Genomic DNA, 19,222 nt, shown 5'->3' with positions numbered 1-19,222 from the left:
GATCCCCTCGAAAAGCCGGTCAATGACGTGTGGCGGACGTGACCGGCTGGCGGGCGTCCTGCTGTTGATTGAAGATGGTCTGGAGGTCGGGCACGACGATGAACTCGCCGTCTCGTTTCACCAGGCATTGGATGAACTCGGGCCGCCAGCGCATGCCGACGCTGGGCGGGGCCTCTGAGTCGGCCCGGGCCAGGGTGGTGACCTCGTGGACCTTGTCGGTACGCAGACCGACCAGGGTCGGCTCGCCGGACAGTTCGATCTCGATGACCACGATGCGGCTGTCGATCGTCGGGGCGTTCCGCTCAAGACCAAAGGCGACGCGCAGATCCGCCAGAGGGATGACCTTGCCGCGGAAGTTGATCACGGCGCCCGCGAAGGCGCCGGCGCCGGGCACCACGGTCTCGGGCGTCAGATCCATGATCTCCTGCACGCCGACGGCATGCAGGGCGAACAGTTCGCCGTTCAGTTCGAAGGTCAGAACCTCGACCTGTTCGGCGCCGGTCCAGCCGGGGGCGGTGGCGAGTTCAGTCTGGGTGCTCATATGGCCTCGCGCATCTGCGCCTCCTGCTGCTGGCCCTTGGCGACCAGGTGTCCGACGTCCAGGATCAGGGCCACGCCGCCGTCGCCCAGGATGGTGGCGCCCGAGAAGGTGGGCAGGCCGGAATGGAGCTTGGACATCGACTTGATCACCGTCTGGTGGTCGCCGATGATCTGATCGACGACCAGGCCGATCCGCTCGGTCCCGGTCGAAACGACCACGACCTTCTGGTGCAGCTCGGGCGGGGTGCCGGTCTCGAACATTTCGCGCAGACGCAGATAGGGCACCAGGCTGTTGCGCAGCGAGATGAAGCTGCGGCCGCGCGAGCGCAGATCCTCGTCCAACGACAGTTCCAGGCATTCCTCGACGGCGCCCAGCGGGATGACGTAACGGCCCTGGCCGACGCGGACCAGCAGGCCGTCGATGATGGCCAGGGTCAGCGGGATGCGCAGCGACACCTCCGACCCCTCGCCCGGACGGCTGGCGATGTCGATCGAGCCGCGCAGCGCCTCGATGGTGCGCTTGACCACATCCATGCCGACGCCGCGGCCGGACAGATTGGTCACCGCCGCCGCCGTGGAGAAGCCGGGGTGGAAGATCATCTGCAGCAGGTCGTGATCGCTCAGGACCGCGCCGGGCTCGATCAGGCCTTGCGATTCCGCCTTGGCGCGCACGCGCTCGCGGTCGATGCCCCGGCCGTCGTCGCGGATGGTGATGACCACCTCGCCGCCCGACTGATGGGCCGACAGACGGATGCGGCCCGTGGCGGGCTTGCCGGCGGCGGCCCGATCCTCGGCCGTCTCCAGCCCATGGTCGGCGGCGTTGCGGATCAGGTGGACCAGGGGGTCGGCCAGACGTTCGATGACGGTCTTGTCGATCTCGGTCGTCTCGCCGTCGGTCGACAGATCGATGGCCTTGCCGGTCTCGCGCGCCAGGTCATGAACCAGGCGACGGAACCGACCGAACAGGGTCGCCACCGGCACCATGCGCAGCACCATCATGGTGTCGCGCAGTTCGCCCGACAGCCGCTCGATCTCTTCCGACACGGCGCGCAGGGCGGTGTCGGTCCCCGAGTTGGAAATCTGGGTCAGGCGCGACTGGGCGATGACCAGCTCGCCGACCCGGTCCATCAGCTCGTCCAGGCGGTCGGCCGGCACGCGCACGCTCTCCACCGCCTTGGCCGTCTTGGCGGCGCCGGCTTCGACCGGATCATTGGCGACCGCCGCAGCGGCCTGAACCGGCGCGGGCGCTGCAACGGGAGCAGCGACCTGTGCAGGCGCAGCCTCGCAAGGTTCAACCACGGACGCCGCCTCGATCGGCGACGCTTCGTCCAATGCTTCGATCGACAGGTTCATGTCGTCGATGACGAAGATGAAGACATCCTCGATCGTCGCCCGGTCCTGATCCGTGGTCAGGGTCACATCCCAGGCCAGATAATGGTCGGTAGGCTCGATCTGGCTCAGCGGCGGCACGCGCGAAGCGTCGGCGACAACCCGCGCCTCGCCCATTTCGCGAAGCTCGGCCAGCAGGGCCAAAGGATTGGCTCCGTTCTTGAAGGCATTGGCCGGCAGGTCGAACTTGATGCGCCACGTCGTCAGTCCCGGCGTCACGACGGCGGGCGGACCCGCGCCGTCCGCCTCTTGCACGGCCCGTTCCAGATCGGCCAGCAGCAGGTCGCCCGCCGCGCCGTAATCGCCCGACGGGTCCTCCATCAGCTGACGCATATGGTCCCGCGCCGCCAGGACGGCCGACACCAGATCGGTGGTGGCCGCCACCTCGCCCTTGCGGACCCGATCAAAGGCGGTCTCGCAATGGTGGGTGAAGCCGGCCAGGGCGTCGAAGCCGAACATCGCTCCGGACCCCTTCAGCGTGTGAAGCCCGCGGAAGACGGCGTCGACCAGATCGCGATCCTCCGGTCGGTCCAGCAGGTCCAGAAGCCCCTGCTCGATCAACTCCAGATTTTCCCGAGCCTCCACCTGGAAGACCGCAATGGCTTCGTCGCTCATCGGCCCAGCACCTTCTTGGCGACACGCACTAGTTGATCGGGATCGAAGGGTTTGGTCAGCCAACCCGTGGCTCCGGCAGCCTTGGCACGGGCCTTGAAACCTTCGTCGGATTCAGTGGTCAGGAAGACGATCGGCACGCCCATCTGATCGGGCATGCGGCGCATTTCCTCGATCATGGTCAGGCCGTCCATGACCGGCATGTTGAGGTCGGTGATGATCAGGTCGAAGGCGCTGGCCTTTGCCTTTTCAATACCCTCGGCGCCATTGACCGCCTCGGCCACCGAATAGCCGGCGTTCGTCAGCGCGATCTTCAGCGCGACGCGAATGCTGGGCGAGTCATCGACCGTGAGAATCGAAGCCGTCATTGCGCGGATCCTTCGTGAAACCAGAACTGAAGATCGTCGGAGGGGGCGTCCGTCAGGAAGCCGGCGGCGTCCAGCGCCGACCGGAAACCAGCGGCCGGGCGTTCGAGCACCAGGGTCTTGCCGACGGCGCGCGCCTGGCGCCGGGCGGACTCGATCAGTTGCAGACCGCATAGATCGACAACCTGATCGTCGACCAGGTCGAGGCTGATCGTGTCGTCTTCTTCAAAGGCGTCGAGGATGGACTGTCGGATGACGACGGCGTTCTTCACCACCAGCGCAGCATCGATGGACAAACGTTTCGTCATGCCTCGTCCCTACAAGCGCGGCCTACTGCTACGCGTAATGGGAACATGTTTGACGAGCGCGGTTAAATCGGTCTCAAGGGGTCGATACGCAATTATACCTAGCTTTACCATTAGCTTGACAGTTAGCAACGCAAGGGTGTGCTTAACCTAGACTTCACTCGGCCACGCTAAAACTCCTCCGTCGCCAGAATGGCTAAACGGGGTTCTCAATTGCTCGACTCAGGCGTGCGGAATTCAGGCGCTCGACAAGAGGCTGTTCAGGACGACCTGGCGTACGAGGGCGACCGGTTTCACGCGCAGATCGCCGACGCCTCGCCGGCCTACATCTGGCTGTTGGATCCACAGGGGCGGATCGTCCACGTCAATCCAGCCGCCCGCCGTTTTCAGCCGAACATCCCCGCCCCCCACACCATGGCCTGGCAAGACGCCTGGCCGGCGGACTGCCGTTTCTCCATCGAGCGGGGCGTACAAGAGGCGCAGGACGGCAGGGCGTTCGCCTTCCGGACGCGTTTCGCAACGGACGAGTCGGAGGCGGTGTATCTGAACACCACGGTCAGCGCCGTGCGGGACGAAACCGGCCGCATCATCCGCCTTCTGGTCAAGGCGGAGGACGTCACGACCGAAACGGAATCCGCCGCCTTCCTGAACACCGTCATCGACGTGTTGCCCCTGGCCCTGACGGTCAAGGACGCGCGATCGGGTCGCTATATTCTGGCCAATCGCGCTGCGGAGACGCTGTTCGGGAAGTTTGAAGGCCTGACCGGTCTCCTGGTCGCCGAAGTGCTGCCGCCCGCCTTTGCGGAATGGGCGGCCGACGCGACGCCTGGCATGGGGTCCCAGTCAGCGGTGCACGAAGCGCCGGCGCCTGGCGGGGTGCGATATCTATCCGCCACCAAGGTCGCCACCTATGACGACGAGGGGGTTCGTCATCTCATCGGCCTGACCGAAGACATCACTCAAAAGCATCGCGACGCCGACGCCCTTCGGATTGCGCTCGAGGAGGCCGAACAGGCCAATCAGGCGCGCAGCGCCTTCGTCAGCAACATCAGTCACGAGATCCGAACACCGCTGAACGGCGTCATAGCCGGCGCCGATCTGCTCGCCGCCCGATCCCGCGGGCCAGAGCTTGAGGAGGTGACGACGATGATCCGATCCTCCGCCGCGGCTCTGCAAGAGCGCTTTCAGGAGCTTCTCGCCGTCGCTCACCTGGATGGCGACGACTCGCCGCCACAGGTGGAAACCTGCCCCTTCGTGGATCTGATCGAGCGTCTGGTCCAACCGCTTCGCGGCCCCGCCGCCGCCAAGGGGTTGAAGATCGTCGTGACGATAGCGCCGGATCTTGCCTCCACCTTCACGGGGGATCCCGCCGCCTTGGGAAGGGTATTGACGCCGCTGCTGAACAACGCCGTCAAATTCACACAGGAGGGGGAAGTCCGCCTGGCCGTCGGACCACGCCTCGACGGCGGCCTTCGCTTTGTCTGTATCGACACCGGTGTTGGCTTCGATCCCGCGATGAAGGACGCCATGTTCGCCGCCTTCCGGCAGCAGGACGACGCCCTTACACGCCGGTTCGGCGGCATGGGTCTAGGTCTATCTCTGGCGCAGGAAGCCGCCCGCGCGCTGGGAGGCGTGATCGACGCCGCTCCGCGAGAAGCCGGAGGCTCGATCTTCTGGCTGGACCTTCCTCCGCCTGATGCGACGCCCGAATCCGCGCTCGTTCCGTCCGCGCGGTGGCGAATTCTGGTTGCGGATGACCATCCGACCAATCGGCGCATCCTTGAAATGATGCTGGAGACCGTCGCTGAGATCACCACGGCCGAAGACGGCGTCGAGGCCCTGGAGGCTGCGCAGCGCGAGCGTTTCGACGTGATCCTGATGGATATCCAGATGCCGCGGATGGACGGCATCACTGCGGTCGCCCACATTCGTCAGGCGGAACGCGAGACGGGCCGATTCCCTGTCCCCATCATCATGCTGACCGCCAATACGCAGCCCGAACATGTCGCCGCCGCTCGCAAGGCCGGCGCCGACCGACATGTGGGTAAGCCGTTTACGCTGGCCCTGCTGCTCAGCGAGATACAGGCGCTCCTGTCCTCTTCGTCTGTCGATGCCGAGGCAGATTTCGCCAGACCCGCCCCGGCGGCCTGACACGTTACAGAGCGAAGTCGAGCCGTCCCGCCCAAGCGCGAACGAGGTCAGGCCACGCCTCTGCCGGTCGGCCCTTGATCAGGCGGACGCCGAATCCGTGCCCGCCTTCCTGGAACAGATGCGCCTCAGCCGGGACCTTGGCGGACTTGACGGCGGACAGCAGCTGGAGGCTGTTCTCCACCGGCACCGCCCCGTCGTCCATGGCGTGAAGCAGAAAGACAGGAGCTGCGCCGGCCCACGCCATCTGTTCCAGCGAATAGGCGGCGATCCGCTCGGCCGTCGGCGCATCGCCCAAAAGGTATTGGCGCGACCCCGCGTGCACGAACGGGTCCGCCATGGTGGCCACGGGATACATCAGAACCGTCAGGTCGGGCCGCAGCGAAACCGTATCGGCGTCGTCGATCGGATCATAGGTCGCGTCCGTCCGAGCACTGAGCAAGCCCGCCAGATGCCCCCCGGCGGAGGCGCCGAGCACGCCGATCCTGCGGGGTTCCAGACCATAGTCGGCCGACCGGCTTCGGATCAGGCGAAGCGCGCGCTGGGCGTCCTGCAGGGGCGCATCGGCCCCGGCTGTCCAGCCGTCAGCCGGCAGCCGATAGCGCAGGACGAAACAGGTCGTGCCCGATGCGGCGAAGACGCGGGCGACGTCATAGCCTTCCTTGTCCAGCACCGCCCAGCGATAGCCGCCGCCGGGGATCAGAAGCAGGGCTGACCCATTGGGCCGCGCGGGGCGGAAGACGGTCAGGATCGGGTCCGTCGTGTATTGGGCGTATCGGTCATGGAAGGCCGGATCGGTCGATCGCTCCGGCACGATCGGCGTAACGGACACCCCCTCCCCGCCCGGCGCGCCGTTCGGCCACAGTCGAATGACTTCGGCAGGGTCGGGCGGCGCCAGAGCTGGCGCCGGCGGCGCGCCGCCGGCTTGGCAAGCCAGTGCTGGACGAGCGACGCCCGCCGCCGCCACCGCGGCCAAGCCCAGCAGGCTTCTGCGTTCTATCTTCATGTCACCGCCCCAGGGAAGGCAGCGGCCGGGACATCCCGGCCGCTTGCGGGATCAGACCTTGGCCGGCGCGTATTTCGGCGACAGCAGATGGATAACCAGCAGCGCGATCAAATAGGCCGACGCCGCCACAACAAAGATAGGCGTATAGCTGCCGATCTTATCCAGCACATAGCCCGCGTACTTGGCCATGGCCATGCCGCCGATCCCGCCAATCATCCCGCCGATCCCTACGACCGAACCGACCGCCGACCGTGGGAAGACGTCGCCCGGCATGGCGTAAAGATTGGCCGAAAAGCCTTGGTGCGCAGCTGTGGCCACGCCGATGATCAGCACCGCCAGCCAGACGCTGGAAGCCATGCCCGCGAAGGCGACCGGAACCACTGCCAGGGCGCAGATCAGCATGGTCAGCTTGCGCGCCGCGCCCAGGCTCATGCCCCGCTTCAGAAACTGCCCCGACAGCCAGCCGCCGCCCACCGAACCGAAATCAGACAGCAGATAGATGGCGATCAGCGGCGGGCCGAAGGTCAGCAGGTCCAGGTCGTATTGCGAGCCGAGGAAGCCCGGCAGCCAGAACAGGAAGAACCACCAGATCGGGTCGATCAGGAATTTCCCCAGCGCATAGGCCCAGGTCTCCTTGACCGTCAGCAGCTTCAGCCAGCCCACCTTCTCGGCCGGATCGGGCGCATCTTGCTCGATCCAGGCCAGTTCAGCCGGCGTGATCTTCGAGTGTTCGCGCGGCCGCTTGTAGAGCCAAAACCAGATCGGAACCCAGGCCAGACCGGCAAGACCCAGGACGACGATGGCCATTTCCCAGGCCGGATTCTCACGGGTGCCGAACCAGACGGTGGCGATCAGCGGAATGAGGATGGGCGTCAGTATGGCGCCGATATTGGTGCCGGCGTTGAATATGCCGACCGCGAATGCGCGTTCCTTCTTGGGGAACCATTCGGTGACGGCCTTGATGCCGGCGGGGAAACCGCCGCCTTCACCCACACCCAGGGCGACGCGCGCCGCGATGGCGCCGCCCATGCCGCGAATGCCCGCGTGGCAGATGAAGGCGACCTGCCAGATGATGAAGGCCAGACCAAAGCCCCAGCGTGCGCCAATCTTGTCGACGATCCGGCCCCACAGCAGATAGGAGACGGCGTAGGACGCCTGGAACCAGAAGATGATGTCGGCATAGTCCGTCTCGGTCCAGCCAAACTCGGTCATCAACGTCGGCTTCAGAACGCCGATGGCCTGCCGGTCGACATAGTTGATCACCATGGCGGCGAACAGCAGCCACACGATCACCCACCGGTACTTGCCCGGCGAGGGCGCCTGTATCTTGATCGGACCTGCGCTCGACGCGTCAGTCATGCCTCATACCCGTTTCTGATGTTCCTCGGCACGCCCCGTCTTCTTGTTCGGCCTTCAGGGGCGAACGGGTTCAACGCCAGATGATGTTTACTTCGCTTCGGCCCTCACGACCGAACATTGGAGTTCAGCGATATCCTTGAAGACGCACACGGCCTGATCGCCGGCATGCACCCGATGAACCCCGGTGACCGCGCCGGTCGAGACCAGCATCCCGGCCTTCAGCGGACGGCCCCAGCGCGCACAGTGTTCCAGCAGAAACCGCACCGACTCCATCGCTCCGCCCTCGAGCGACGGCGAACCGCCCACGCCGACGCTGGCTCCGTTTATGAAGGTCTCGACCTGAACAAGGTCCAGGGTGTCGCGCCAGTCTTCGAGCTCCGGCCCTACCACCAGCCCGCCGTTGTTGCCGAAGTCCGACGCCACCACAGCCGAGCCCAGATCGTTGATCGCCGACAGGGGACTGCCCGCCAGCTCGACGCCGACGAAGACCTTGTCGATCACGGCCTGGGCCTCGTCGATGGTCCATTCGGTCTTGGCGGGATCCACGCCCGTCCTGATTCGGGCGATGAACTCGGCTTCGACGGCGGCGAATCCGCCCTCGATCTCGGGAAGAGGCGTGGCCCTGTCGGTCGTCGCGGGCCAGACGTTGGCCGAAAAAATAGCCCCTGCCAGCCGATGCACGCCCAGCTTCGGGCGCTGCGCCGGCGGCACACCCCCGACCTTCCAACCCACGACCGTATCGGACGCCAGCCCGATGGCGATGTCCTGAATGACGTAGGATTCGGCCATGGTCTGCGGAATGCGGCCTGGATAGTCGGGCGTGCAGCGCCGGGCCAGGCGCGCCGAGACGAACTGCTGCGCGATCGCCGTCGCTTCGGCGGTCTGGTCGTCGGCAGGGCCGGACATCGTGACGGGCGTCGCGCTCATGCTGCGCGGCTCGCGGATTGGGGGATGGAAGTCAAAGCCGTCGCCTCGTGAACAAGCTTCGATAAGAACCATGAAGGAAACCGGTGTCAATCCAGTTTAGAACAGGCCCATGGCGTCGGACGCGAGTCGCGGCTATGGCTTGGGCTCGACAAGAAGAAGGAGCCGGACATTGGCTCAAGACGATCCGCGCGCCGGCAAGCCGGGAAAGCGGGCCACCATCAATGACGTCGCGCGTGAGGCAAGGGTCTCCAAGAAGACGGTCTCGCGGGTCATCAACCAGTCGCCGTTCGTGAAGACGGACACCCGCGAACGCGTCAACGCCGTCATCAAGGAACTGGGTTTCACCCCCGATCCCCAGGCGCGCGGCCTGGCTTTCGGGCGTTCGTTCCTGATCGGCCTGATCTACGACAACCCCAGCCCGACCTATGTGGTCAACATGCAACAGGGGGTTCTGGACGCGCTCAAGGGTTCGGGCCTGGAGCTGGTCGTCCATCCCTGCAACCGCAATTCGCCGACCCTGCTGGAAGACATCCGCGGCTTCGTCGAGCGCCAGCGCCTGTACGGCGTCATCATGCCCCCCTCGGTGTCCGAGGACGAACGGGTCATCGACCTGCTGCGCGAACTGGACTGCCCCTATGTCCGCATCGCCTCGGTGGCCCTGGACGAACCCGAGGTCATGGTGGTCACGAACGACGGCGTCGGCGCGGCGGAAGCGGCCAACCACTTGGCGGACCTGGGCCACAGCCGCATCGGCCTTGTGCGCGGCCCGGACCTGTTCCGGTCCTCGGCGGTTCGCGGCAAGGGATTCGTCGACGCCCTCGCAGAACGCGGCATTCCGCTGGACCCGAGCCTCGACTTCAAGGGCGCCTATACGTTCGAATCGGGGGTGGAGGCCGGCCACGCCCTTCTCGCCCTGGCGGCGCCGCCCAGCGCCATCTTCGCGCTGAACGACGACATGGCCATCGGCGTCATGCAGGCGGCTCGCGAGCGAGGGCTGGAACTGCCGCGTGACCTTTCGGTGGTGGGTTTCGACGACCTGCCGATGGCGGCGCGCGTCTGGCCGAACCTGACGTCGGTCCGGCTTCCGATTCGCGACATGGGACGGATGGCGGCCGAAAAGCTTCTGGCACCCTTGCGCGGCGTCGATCCGGCCAAACTTCAACAGCACGAGGTTCGTCCGGCGCTCGTGACGCGCAAGTCGGCGATCCCGTCGGGCGACTGATCAAGACTGCCGACAAGAGGGCGTTCGGCGCGCGATTTCACACGCACCGAACGCCCTCGGTCGATCAGACCGTTTCGAGCGCCGGCGAGGTGCTGACGACGCTCTTCAGATACTCGCGAATGCCCTCGTCCGTGGCATTGGCGAAGAAGTATTCGGAGAAGCGTTCGCCGGCGACAGCCGCCTTGAGCAGGTCCTGGTCCATGCTCTTCAGAACCGTCAGCATGTCCTTGCAGGTCACGGCCTTCAGATCCTTCAGCACGCCGCGGTTCTTGCGCATGATCTCGGCGCGTTCCCGCGGATAGCCCAGACCGCGTTCGCCCTCGAACAGCTTGCGATACACGTCCTGCAGATTCAGCTCCGCCGCCCAGCCGAAGCCCTTGGCATAGGGCATGGAGATGGCGTTGCCGTCGTTGATCTGGCCGAACAGGAAGGCGTCGGTCGGATCGATGACCAGGCCGCAGAACACGCCCGGCATGCTGTTGCAGGCCAGCATGGAGCCCATGCCGGTTCCGCAGCCGGTGACGACGAAATCGGCGGCGCCCGAGTTCAGCAGAATGCCGGTCAGCAGACCGTTCATGACATAGGTCAGGGACGCCTTGTCCTCAGCCGCATACATTCCATAGTGGAACACCTGGTGGCCCATGGGTTCAGCGACGGCGGTCAGAGCGGCGTGCACCGTCTCGCTCTTTGCGGCCTGGCTGTTTTCAATGATGAGCGCGATCTTCATGGGGGAATCCTTTTGGGGCGGTTGCGGACGCTGCCGACAATATCAGCAATGACTGGCCTTCCGAGTGCGGCGGAGCGACGAGCCTGTGTTTCGGTTATGGTCTAAGCGTTTGCATCGTTATATGACACCGGTTACCAACACAGACAAGCCGGGTCCGTTCCGGCGCCTGAAATAGATCTGAGAGGAAACGTGCCTGTCATGAGCAACCCATTCGACCTGACCGGCAAGGTCGCCCTGGTGACCGGCGGCAATGTGGGCCTGGGGCAGGGCATCGCCCTGGCTCTGGCCGAGGCCGGGGCCGACATCGTCTCCGTCGCCTTGTCCGATTCCGACGAGACCGTCGCCCTGGTTCAGGCCATGGGCCGTCGCGCCCATGCCGTCAGCGCCGACCTGACCTCGATCGAGCCGGTCCGACGGGTGGTTGAGGAAGCCCTGGCCGCCATGGGCCGGATCGACATCCTGGTGAACAACGCCGGCCTGATCCGTCGCGCCGATGCGGTGGACTTCACCGAGGCCGACTGGGACCTGGTGATGAACATCAATCTGAAGACGGTCTTCTTCATGAGCCAGGCGGTCGCCCGTCTGTTCATCAAGCAGGGCGACGGCGGCAAGATCATCAACATCGCCTCCATGCTGTCCTTCCAAGGCGGCATCCGCGTGCCCTCCTACACCGCCTCCAAGTCGGGCGTCGCCGGCCTGACCAAGCTGATGGCCAATGAATGGGCCCCGCACGGCATCACCGCCAACGCCATCGCGCCGGGCTATTTCGCCACGGCCAACACCCAGGCCCTGCGCGAAGATCCGGTCCGTTCGGCCGAGATCCTGGGCCGGATTCCGGCCGGTCGCTGGGGCGAGCCGTCGGACCTGGGCGGCGCCGCCGTCTTCCTGGCCAGCCGGGCCTCGGACTATGTCCAGGGCGCCATCCTGCCGGTCGACGGCGGCTGGCAGGCGCGCTGAGACACGGCTAAGCCTGTACGCATGACCCAAAGCGCATCTCCCCGCCGCATCCTCTGCTTTGGCGAGATGCTGCTGCGGTTCTCGCCGAACCAGAACGAGCTCCTGCTCCAGTCCCCCGCCCTGACGGTCCGTCCGGCGGGGGCCGAGGCCAACGTCGCCGTGTCGCTGGCGCAGTTCGGCGCCCCGACCGCCCTGGCGACCGTGCTGGCCGACAACGCCCTGGGTCGCGCGGCGCGCGACGAGGTGCGCAAACACGGGGTCGACACCAGTCCGGTCGTGTTCAAGCCGGGGCGCATGGGGCTGTACTTCCTGACGCCCGGCGCCGTCCGCCGCCCGTCCGAGGTGCTGTACGACCGCGCCGGCTCGGCCTTCGTCGAACACGTCCATGACGCCTTCGACTGGGATCAGCTGCTGGACGGGGTCGAATGGCTGCACGCCTCGGGCGTGACCCCGGCGACGGGGCCGAACGGCTCGGCCGCCGCCGTCGCCCTGATCGAGGCCGCCGTGCGCAAGGGCGTGAAGGTCAGCTATGACGGCAATTTCCGCGGCAAGCTGTGGGAACAGTGGGACGGCGATCCGCCGACCACCCTCGGCCGGATGCTGGCCGGCGCCACGATCGCCTTCGCCGACGACCGCGACTTCGCCCTGGTGCTGAAGACCAAGTTCGACAATCCCGATCCGGCCGTGCGCCGCCGTCAAGCCGCCGCCGCCGCCTTCGCCGCCTTCCCCCGCCTGCAACGCATCGCCTGCACCCTGCGCGTCCAAGACAGCGTCGCCGACCAGGCCCTGTCCGCCGTCATGCTGACCCGCGACGGAGACGGCGTGATCGAGACCCGGGCCGAGGCCATTCAGTTGGCCGGCGTCATCGACCGCGTCGGCGGCGGCGACGCCTTCGCCTCCGGCGTCCTGTTCGGCCTGTGGAGCGGGTGGCCCGACCAGCAGGCGCTCGACTTCGGCCTGGCCGCCGCCGGCCTGAAACATTCGGTCCCGGGCGACTTCAACCTGTTCTCGGCAGACGACGTCAAAGCCGCCATGCAGGATAATGGTTTCGATATCCGACGGTAGAAGCTGGAGAATGTCTCCAGGGTTTCTACAGCTATTGTCCAGTTAAGACGCGGCTTCTCCATGCCCTCAAGGCAGGGCAAGGTCGTTGACGGACCCGTGACCGGGCCATTCCCGTTGGGACTAGGAAACCGGTGTCAATCATGCTTCAGTCATCGCTCGAAACGGTCGCCAAGAGCCGTTCGAGAGGTCACCCAGGAGTTCCCATGTCCGCACCGTCCATGAACCGTCGCGCCCTGCTGGCCGCCGGCGCCGCCGCCACCTTCGTCGCCGCCTCGGCCCCTGCCCTGCCGGCCGGCGCCCAGGCCTCGCCCGACCGCGCCGCCGTCCTGGACGCCATGAAACGCGCCGCCCGCTTCATGGTCGAGGAGGCCGCTGTGCAAGGCGGTTACGTCTGGCAGTATCTGCCCGACTTCTCGCGCCGCTGGGGCGAACTGGAGGCCGGCCCGACCATGATCTGGGTCCAGCCGCCCGGCACGGCCACCATGGGCCACCTCTACCTCGACGCCTATCACGCCACCGGCGACGCCTTCTATTACGAGGCCGCCAAGTCCGCCGCCGACGCCCTGATCCGGGGCCAGCACCCGGCCGGCGGCTGGAACTATGTCATCGACACCGCCGGCGAGGAGTCGCTGAAACAGTGGTACGCCACGGTCGCGGCCAACGCCTGGCGGCTTGAGGAATTCCACCACTACTACGGCAACGCCACCTTCGACGACGCCGGCACGGCCGAGGCGTCGCAACTGCTGCTGCGGGTCTATCTGGAGAAGAAGGACCGCAAGTATCTGGCGCCGCTGAACAAGGCGATCCGCTTCGTGCTGGACAGCCAGTACGCCAACGGCGGCTGGCCCCAGCGCTATCCCTTCGTCGAGAACGGCGGCCTTCACGGGCACGCCGACTACACACCCTACATCACCTTCAACGACGATGTGGCGGGCGAGAACCTGGAGTTCCTGATCTACGCCTATCACGGCCTGGCGCGGAACGGTCGGGGCGACGCCCGGGTGCTGGACGCCATCCACCGCGGCATGGACATCTTCGTGAAGACCCAGCAGCCCCAGCCGCAACCCGCCTGGGGCCTGCAGCACTTCCCCGACACGCTGAAACCCGCCGGCGCCCGCACCATCGAGCCCCAGGCCTTCGTCACCCATGCGACGGGGACGAACATCAAGTCGATGCTGGGCTTCTACCGCCTGACCGGCGACCGCAAATATCTGGCCCGCCTGCCCGAGGCTATGGACTGGCTGGATCAGGTCGCGGCCAAACCGCCGCTGAACACGCCGGGCCGCACGCATCCGACCTTCATCCTGGAGGGCGCCAACACCCCGATCTATATCCACCGGCGCGGGTCGAACATCGCCAACGGCCAGTATTACGCCGACGACAATCCGACCAATCTGATTGTCCACTACGGCTCGTTCCGCAACGTGGACACCCCGGCCCTGCGCGCGGAATACGCCCGCCTGTCGGCCCTGTCCGTCGAGGAGGCGACCCAAGGCTCGCCGCTGAAGGCCCGCCCCGGTTCGCTGAACCTGCCGAGATATTTCACGCTTCAGGACGTCGATGTCTGGGACATGTCCAGCGACGCACGGCGCCTGAGCCGTCCGCACGCCAACCGCGCCGCCGAGGTGATGGCAGGCCTGAACGCGCGCGGCTACTGGTCCACGCCGCTGACCACGACCTCCAACCCCTACAAGGGGCCGTCGCCCACAGCGGTGACCGGCGGCGAGTATCAGATGACCCGCGTCGGCGACCTGTGGGACACCTCGCCCTATCAGACCGACTTCCCGGTCGAGGGGGTCTCGACCGCCGTCTTCATCCGAAACATGGGCGACCTGATCGAGGCCCTGGGCGCGTAAGCCTAGAGATAGGCCCCCACCTGCCAGGGCACGAACTCATTGTCGCCGATGCCTAAGGCTTCAGACTTGGACGGTTCGCCCGAAGCCACGTCCAGCATCTTCTGGAAGATGGCCGCGCCGACCTCGGCCAGGCTGGTCCCGGTCAGGACGGGCGAGGCGTCGACGTCCATATCCTCGTCCATCCAGCTGGCCAGTTTGGCGTTGGAGGCGACCTTGATCGAAGGCGCGGGCTTGGCGCCGAAGACCGAGCCCCGGCCTGTCGTGAAGACGATCAGATTGGCGCCCGAGGCGATCTGACCCGTGGCCGAGCAGGGGTCATAGCCGGGGCTGTCCATGAAGCTGAGCCCCTTGGCCGTCAGCGGCTCGGCATAGCCGATCACATCGCTCAGCGGTGTCGAACCCGACTTGGCCACCGCCCCCAATGACTTCTCCAGGATGGTGGTCAGGCCGCCCTTCAGATTGCCGGGCGAGGGGTTATTGTTCAGCTCCATCTGGTGCCGCTCGGCATAATCGCGCCACCAGGCCAGACGCGCGTTCAGCTTGTCCGCCACGACCTGAGACGCCGCGCGACGCAGCAGCAGGTGTTCAGCGCCCCAGATCTCGGGCGTTTCCGACAGCATGGCCGAGCCGCCGTGCGCGACCAGCAGATCTACCGCAGCGCCCAGGGCCGGATTGGCCGTGACGCCGGACCAGCCGTCCGAGCCGCCGCACTGCAGGCCGACCGTCAGGTGCGACGCGGACACGGGCTGGCGCTCGACCTTCGCCGCCTCGGCGACCAGCTCGCGAACGACCGCGATCCCGGCCTCAATCGCGCGGGCCGTACCGCCGGCCTCCTGGATGGTCAGGGCGCGTAGGTGCGGGCCGGCGTCCAGACCCTCGTTGGCGAGCCAGGCGGGGATCTGGTTGGCCTCGCAGCCCAGGCCGACGATCAGGATGGAATGGAAATTCGGATGACGGGCGTACCCCGCCAGGGTTCGCTGCAACAGGGTCACGTCGCTGCTGAGCGAAGAACCGCCACAGCCGCCCTGGTGCGTAAAGGCGACGACCCCGTCCACGCCTCGCGGCAGACTTGAATCCGGGAAGGCGTCGGCGATACGGCGCGCGACCGTCGCCGAACAGTTCACGCTGGTCAGGACGCCCACGTAGTTGCGGGTAGCGACCCGACCATCCGGGCGAACGATGCCGTTGAAGGTCGCGCCGGACAGCGGCGCCGGCGGACGCAGATCGGCCCCGACCTCCACCTCTCGCCCATCGTCAGCCATGGCCAGGTTGTGGACGTGGACGTGATCCCCGGCCGCAATATCGGCCTTGGCGCGGCCGATGACCTGGCCGTAGCGGCGGACCAGACCGCCCGCCTCCACCGCATGCCGGGCGATCTTGTGCCCCGTGGCGATATCGGCCCGCGCGGGGGCAGCGAGGCCGTTCGGCGTTTCGCCGACGGCGATGTCGTCCAGGGCGATGGCGACGTCGTCGAGGGGGTTAAGGATCAGGACGCGGGACATGACTACTCCACCGCCAAACGCGCGGCCTCGACCGCGCCGTTGCGGCTGAGCGACAGATAGGCGTCTGTGACCGCCACCGCGAACCGGTTGTCGTCCGCCAAGCGGGTCGGAAAGACTTCAGACAAACCCAGCAGGGCCAGGACACGGCTCGCGTCGTCATCCACGCCCTCCAACCGTTGCGCAGTCTTGGCCGCCAGCGGATCATCGACGATGAAGACCTCGCCGCCTTCGGTCACACCGGACTGCCACTTCATCCAGGCGGCGACGCCCAGAGCCAGCGCCTTGATCCCCTGCCCGGCCGCCAGACGTTCGGCGGCGCCGGCCAGCAGCCGCTGAGGCAGTTTCTGCGACCCGTCCATGGCGATCTGGCGCGTACGGTGCATCAGGGCCGAGTTGGAGAAACGCGCCATAAGCGCATCGCGATAGGTCGGGATATCCAGGCCCTGCGGCGGGTTCAGCGTGGTCTGCGCCTCGTCCCACAGAGCCTCGACATAGGCGCGGAAGGCCGGGACGGCGACGGCCTCGTGGACATGCTCATAGCCCGACAGGGCGCCCAGATAGGCGATCGCCGAATGGGCGCCGTTGAGCAGGCGCAGCTTGGCGTTTTCCCACGGCTCGACCGCGTCGGTCAGTTGCACGCCGAGCGAAGGGAAGTCCGGCCGTTCACCCGCGAACCAGTCCTCGATCACCCACTGGGTGAACGGCTCGGCCTTGACCATTCCCTGGTCGATGACGTCGAGGCGGACGGCCAGGCCGGCGATGTCGTCGGCCGTGGTCGCAGGGACGATCCGGTCAATCATGGTCTGGGGGAAGGCGCCCTCGACCTCAATCCAATGGGCCAGGGATGGGTCGATGCGGCGAGCCATGGCGATGACCCCGGCGCGGATGCGTTTTCCATTGTGGGGAAGATTGTCGCAACTGATGACGGTGAAGGGCTTCAGGCCCGCCGCCTTTCGCGCCCGCAGCGCCGCGACGATGAAGCCGGGCGCCGTTCGGGGGACGTCGATATCCGCAAGGTCAGCGGCCACATCCGCGTCGTCGAACCGCAAATCGCCCGTCGCCGGATCGAGTCGATAGCCCTTCTCGGTCACGGTCAGGGTGACGATATGGACGTCCGGGCGGGCAATGGCCGCGACCAGGGCTGCGGGATCTTCCGGTCCGACCAGAACGCCGCGACCGGCCCCGATCACCCGCAGATGCTCCTCCGCCCCGTCACGGACGACCAGAGTGTAGAGGCCGTCCTGCGGGTTCAGCTGGTCGCGTACGCCCGGCGACCGCAGCGAGACGCCCAGAACACCCCAGCGCAGATCGCCACTCGCCAGCGCATCATCGAACACCACCGCCTGATGCGCCCGGTGAAAGGCGCCGATGCCCAGATGGACCACCCCGATCCCGACCGCCGCTCGGTCATAGGCCGGGCGCGCGACGATCGACGGCAGGGCGCCGAGGCGGGCCTCAGACAGTCTTTCGATCATCGCAGCAGGTTCGGCAGAGCCATAGAGAAGGCGGGCACATAGGTGATCAGCATCAGGGAGAAGACCAGGGCCAGATAGAAGGGCCACATGGTCTTGACCGTATCCTCGACCCGGATCTTGCCGACGGCGCAGCCGACGAAGAGCACTGAACCGACGGGCGGAGTGACCAGGCCGATGCCCAGGTTCAGCATCAGCACGACGCCGAACTGCACCGGATCCATGCCTGTCTCCATCGCCACAGGCAGGAAGATGGGCGAAGTGATCACGATCAGCGGCGCCATGTCCATGAAGGTGCCGAGCAGGAGCAGGATGATGTTGATCATCAGCAGGATGATGATGGGATTGTCCGAGACCATCCGCATCAGGCCCGCCAGCTGCTCGGGGGCTTCGTTCAGGGCCAGCAGCCAGCCGAAGGCCGCCGCCGAGCCGATGATCAACATGACCATGGCCGTGGTCTTCACCGCATTCACGGCGGCGGTGATGAAGCCTCGGAAGGTCAGGGTGCGATAGACCATGAAGCCGACCACAAGGGTGTAGATCACCGCCACGGCCGAGCTTTCCGTCGGAGTGAAGACCCCGCCCAGGATGCCGCCGAAGATGATCACGGCGGTGAGCAGGCCGGGAATGGCGCCGATGAACGCGCGGACGAAGGCGCTCCAGCCGGGAAACTCGCCGCGAGGATAACCGCGCTTCACCGCCACCAGCCAGGCGACAACCATCAGGATCAGGCCGGTGACGAGACCGGGCGCAAGCCCCGCCATGAACAGGTCCGCCACCGAGATGGAGACCCCTGCGGCCGCCGCATAGATGATCATATTGTGCGACGGCGGGATCAGCAGGCCGGTGACCGCCGCCGTGGTGGTGACGTTGACCGAGTAGTCGGCGTCGTAGCCGCGCTGCTTCATCATGGGGATCAGGGTTGAGCCCAGGGCCGAGGCGCTGGCGATCGCCGAACCGGACACGCCGCCGAACATCATCGAGGCGCCCACATTGACCGGTCCCAGTCCGCCCCGAATACGTCCGACCGCCGCGTTCGCCACCCGCACCAGCCGGTCCGCGATGCCTGCCTGCTGCATCAGGTCGCCGGCGAAGATGAAGAAGGGAATGGCCATCAGGGCGAAGACGTTCACCCCGGCCGCTATGCGCTGGAAGGCCACCAGGGGCGCGATGTCCATATAGATGAAGGTCGCTAGGGAGGCGACGCCCAGGGCGAAGGCCACCGGCACGCCCAACAGGAGCAGCACCAGCAAGGTTCCGAGGAGAAGCGTCAGCTCCATAGCGGTTCAACCTTTCCGCCGCGGGTCTCGGCGATCAGATGTTCGATTGAGAAAAAGACAATGAGCCAGCCCGCGATCGGCAGCGGCAGGTAGCTGAATCCGCGAGAAATCCCCAGGGTCGCGATCTCGATGTGCCAGGTGCGCATCACCAGTTCGCCGCCCCACACCCCCATGGCGGCGCCGAAGCCGCCCACGATCAACAGGGACAGGGCGCGCGTGAGCTTGGCGAGGCCTGGCGGCAAGGCGTCGGTCACTGCTGTCATGCCGATATGGAACTGCTCACGCACCCCCACGGCGGCGGCGAGCAGAATGAACCAGACCATCAGGGCCAGGGATGCGGCCTCGGCCCAGGCCGGCGAGTCCTTCAACACATAGCGGGCGAAGACCTGCCAGCCGATGACGGCCGTCATGACCACCAGGCCGGCGGCGGCGAACGCCAGCGTCAGGCGGCTGATCCAGCGGGAAAGGACGGAGAGTATGGACAGCATCA

The 19,222-nt window shown here is 66.4% G+C and carries 17 protein-coding genes; 5 read left to right on the top strand and 12 right to left on the bottom strand.

All coding sequences use genetic code 11. The features are described from left to right. Positions 1-19 precede the first annotated feature (19 nt). From ACW17X_RS14580 to ACW17X_RS14565, 4 genes are read right to left on the bottom strand one after another with little or no spacing between them, the layout of a single operon-like run. Complete coding sequence (locus ACW17X_RS14580; RefSeq protein WP_271163886.1) at positions 20-541, bottom strand: chemotaxis protein CheW; 522 nt, start codon at positions 539-541, stop codon at positions 20-22. Further along, a complete protein-coding gene (locus tag ACW17X_RS14575; protein WP_492098467.1) occupies positions 538-2,544 on the bottom strand; it encodes a chemotaxis protein CheA in 2,007 nt (668 codons plus the stop codon). The genes ACW17X_RS14580 and ACW17X_RS14575 overlap by 4 nt, the downstream gene beginning before the upstream one ends. Further along, complete coding sequence (locus tag ACW17X_RS14570; protein ID WP_008263549.1) at positions 2,541-2,909, bottom strand: response regulator; 369 nt, start codon at positions 2,907-2,909, stop codon at positions 2,541-2,543. Before ACW17X_RS14570 ends, ACW17X_RS14575 begins: the two co-directional genes overlap by 4 nt. Next, entirely contained in the window at positions 2,906-3,214 is a 309-nt protein-coding gene (locus tag ACW17X_RS14565) for an STAS domain-containing protein (protein ID WP_492098464.1), read from the bottom strand. Before ACW17X_RS14565 ends, ACW17X_RS14570 begins: the two co-directional genes overlap by 4 nt. A gap of 225 nt (positions 3,215-3,439) precedes the next feature. Here ACW17X_RS14565 and ACW17X_RS14560 point away from each other — a divergent pair, with 225 nt between their 5' ends. Beyond that, positions 3,440-5,362 (top strand): response regulator, encoded by a 1,923-nt coding sequence (locus ACW17X_RS14560; RefSeq protein ID WP_492098462.1) that lies wholly within the window; start codon positions 3,440-3,442, stop codon positions 5,360-5,362. A 4-nt stretch (positions 5,363-5,366) separates the two neighbouring features. Here the strand turns inward: ACW17X_RS14560 and ACW17X_RS14555 are convergent, their stop codons facing one another. The 3 genes from ACW17X_RS14555 to ACW17X_RS14545 form a co-directional block, all read right to left on the bottom strand. After that, entirely contained in the window at positions 5,367-6,365 is a 999-nt protein-coding gene (locus ACW17X_RS14555) for an alpha/beta hydrolase (protein ID WP_492098460.1), read from the bottom strand. A gap of 51 nt (positions 6,366-6,416) precedes the next feature. Continuing rightward, the gene (locus tag ACW17X_RS14550; RefSeq protein WP_492098458.1) at positions 6,417-7,724 is read right to left on the bottom strand and encodes an MFS transporter; all 1,308 of its coding nucleotides are present in this window, start codon (positions 7,722-7,724) and stop codon (positions 6,417-6,419) included. Positions 7,725-7,811: 87 nt separating this feature from the next. Then, positions 7,812-8,651 carry a 2-keto-4-pentenoate hydratase gene (locus ACW17X_RS14545; RefSeq protein WP_492098456.1) on the bottom strand — a complete coding sequence of 280 codons (840 nt, stop codon included), beginning with the start codon at positions 8,649-8,651 and terminating at the stop codon, positions 7,812-7,814. A gap of 169 nt (positions 8,652-8,820) precedes the next feature. Here ACW17X_RS14545 and ACW17X_RS14540 point away from each other — a divergent pair, with 169 nt between their 5' ends. Beyond that, on the top strand, positions 8,821-9,873 hold the full coding sequence (locus ACW17X_RS14540) for a LacI family DNA-binding transcriptional regulator (protein WP_492098454.1): 1,053 nt from the start codon (positions 8,821-8,823) through the stop codon (positions 9,871-9,873). A gap of 64 nt (positions 9,874-9,937) precedes the next feature. Here ACW17X_RS14540 and ACW17X_RS14535 read toward each other — a convergent pair whose 3' ends face one another. Beyond that, the gene (locus ACW17X_RS14535) at positions 9,938-10,600 is read right to left on the bottom strand and encodes an RpiB/LacA/LacB family sugar-phosphate isomerase (RefSeq protein ID WP_492098451.1); all 663 of its coding nucleotides are present in this window, start codon (positions 10,598-10,600) and stop codon (positions 9,938-9,940) included. Positions 10,601-10,798: 198 nt separating this feature from the next. On the opposite strand from ACW17X_RS14535, the gene kduD reads away from it, so the two are divergent. From kduD to ACW17X_RS14520, 3 genes are all read left to right on the top strand, one after another. Then, positions 10,799-11,557: a 2-dehydro-3-deoxy-D-gluconate 5-dehydrogenase KduD gene (kduD, locus tag ACW17X_RS14530; RefSeq protein ID WP_492098449.1), complete on the top strand. Its 759-nt coding sequence runs from the start codon at positions 10,799-10,801 to the stop codon at positions 11,555-11,557. Between the two features lie 21 nt (positions 11,558-11,578). Beyond that, on the top strand, positions 11,579-12,622 hold the full coding sequence (locus ACW17X_RS14525; protein WP_492098447.1) for a PfkB family carbohydrate kinase: 1,044 nt from the start codon (positions 11,579-11,581) through the stop codon (positions 12,620-12,622). Positions 12,623-12,825: 203 nt separating this feature from the next. Beyond that, positions 12,826-14,478, top strand: coding sequence for a pectate lyase (locus ACW17X_RS14520; RefSeq protein ID WP_492098445.1), 1,653 nt, complete (start codon positions 12,826-12,828; stop codon positions 14,476-14,478). A gap of 2 nt (positions 14,479-14,480) precedes the next feature. Here the strand turns inward: ACW17X_RS14520 and ACW17X_RS14515 are convergent, their stop codons facing one another. Genes ACW17X_RS14515 through ACW17X_RS14500 form a run of 4 tightly spaced genes read right to left on the bottom strand, consistent with a single transcriptional unit; the run spans position 14,481 to position 19,220 of the window. Beyond that, a complete protein-coding gene (locus ACW17X_RS14515; RefSeq protein WP_492098443.1) occupies positions 14,481-15,980 on the bottom strand; it encodes a UxaA family hydrolase in 1,500 nt (499 codons plus the stop codon). A 2-nt stretch (positions 15,981-15,982) separates the two neighbouring features. Then, positions 15,983-17,455, bottom strand: a complete 1,473-nt coding sequence (locus ACW17X_RS14510) for a mannitol dehydrogenase family protein (RefSeq protein ID WP_492098441.1) — start codon at positions 17,453-17,455, stop codon at positions 15,983-15,985. After that, the gene (locus tag ACW17X_RS14505) at positions 17,452-18,732 is read right to left on the bottom strand and encodes a TRAP transporter large permease (protein WP_492098439.1); all 1,281 of its coding nucleotides are present in this window, start codon (positions 18,730-18,732) and stop codon (positions 17,452-17,454) included. Before ACW17X_RS14505 ends, ACW17X_RS14510 begins: the two co-directional genes overlap by 4 nt. Beyond that, complete coding sequence (locus ACW17X_RS14500) at positions 18,723-19,220, bottom strand: TRAP transporter small permease (RefSeq protein ID WP_492098437.1); 498 nt, start codon at positions 19,218-19,220, stop codon at positions 18,723-18,725. Before ACW17X_RS14500 ends, ACW17X_RS14505 begins: the two co-directional genes overlap by 10 nt. Between the last annotated feature and the right edge of the window lie 2 nt (positions 19,221-19,222).

This window comes from Brevundimonas sp. FV1ye4L (assembly GCF_058681255.1).
This window is presented reverse-complemented; position numbering and strand designations above follow the sequence as displayed.

Bases quoted from the DNA above. Each gene is read 5' to 3' on its own strand.
- ACW17X_RS14580 (WP_271163886.1), bottom strand. From the start codon at position 541: ATGAGCACCCAGACTGAACTCGCCACCGCCCCCGGCTGGACCGGCGCC.
- ACW17X_RS14575 (WP_492098467.1), bottom strand. From the start codon at position 2,544: ATGAGCGACGAAGCCATTGCGGTCTTCCAGGTGGAGGCTCGGGAAAAT.
- ACW17X_RS14570 (WP_008263549.1), bottom strand. From the start codon at position 2,909: ATGACGGCTTCGATTCTCACGGTCGATGACTCGCCCAGCATTCGCGTC.
- ACW17X_RS14565 (WP_492098464.1), bottom strand. From the start codon at position 3,214: ATGACGAAACGTTTGTCCATCGATGCTGCGCTGGTGGTGAAGAACGCC.
- ACW17X_RS14555 (WP_492098460.1), bottom strand. From the start codon at position 6,365: ATGAAGATAGAACGCAGAAGCCTGCTGGGCTTGGCCGCGGTGGCGGCG.
- ACW17X_RS14550 (WP_492098458.1), bottom strand. From the start codon at position 7,724: ATGACTGACGCGTCGAGCGCAGGTCCGATCAAGATACAGGCGCCCTCG.
- ACW17X_RS14545 (WP_492098456.1), bottom strand. From the start codon at position 8,651: ATGAGCGCGACGCCCGTCACGATGTCCGGCCCTGCCGACGACCAGACC.
- ACW17X_RS14535 (WP_492098451.1), bottom strand. From the start codon at position 10,600: ATGAAGATCGCGCTCATCATTGAAAACAGCCAGGCCGCAAAGAGCGAG.
- kduD (WP_492098449.1), top strand. From the start codon at position 10,799: ATGAGCAACCCATTCGACCTGACCGGCAAGGTCGCCCTGGTGACCGGC.
- ACW17X_RS14525 (WP_492098447.1), top strand. From the start codon at position 11,579: ATGACCCAAAGCGCATCTCCCCGCCGCATCCTCTGCTTTGGCGAGATG.
- ACW17X_RS14520 (WP_492098445.1), top strand. From the start codon at position 12,826: ATGTCCGCACCGTCCATGAACCGTCGCGCCCTGCTGGCCGCCGGCGCC.
- ACW17X_RS14515 (WP_492098443.1), bottom strand. From the start codon at position 15,980: ATGTCCCGCGTCCTGATCCTTAACCCCCTCGACGACGTCGCCATCGCC.
- ACW17X_RS14510 (WP_492098441.1), bottom strand. From the start codon at position 17,455: ATGATCGAAAGACTGTCTGAGGCCCGCCTCGGCGCCCTGCCGTCGATC.
- ACW17X_RS14505 (WP_492098439.1), bottom strand. From the start codon at position 18,732: ATGGAGCTGACGCTTCTCCTCGGAACCTTGCTGGTGCTGCTCCTGTTG.
- ACW17X_RS14500 (WP_492098437.1), bottom strand. From the start codon at position 19,220: ATGCTGTCCATACTCTCCGTCCTTTCCCGCTGGATCAGCCGCCTGACG.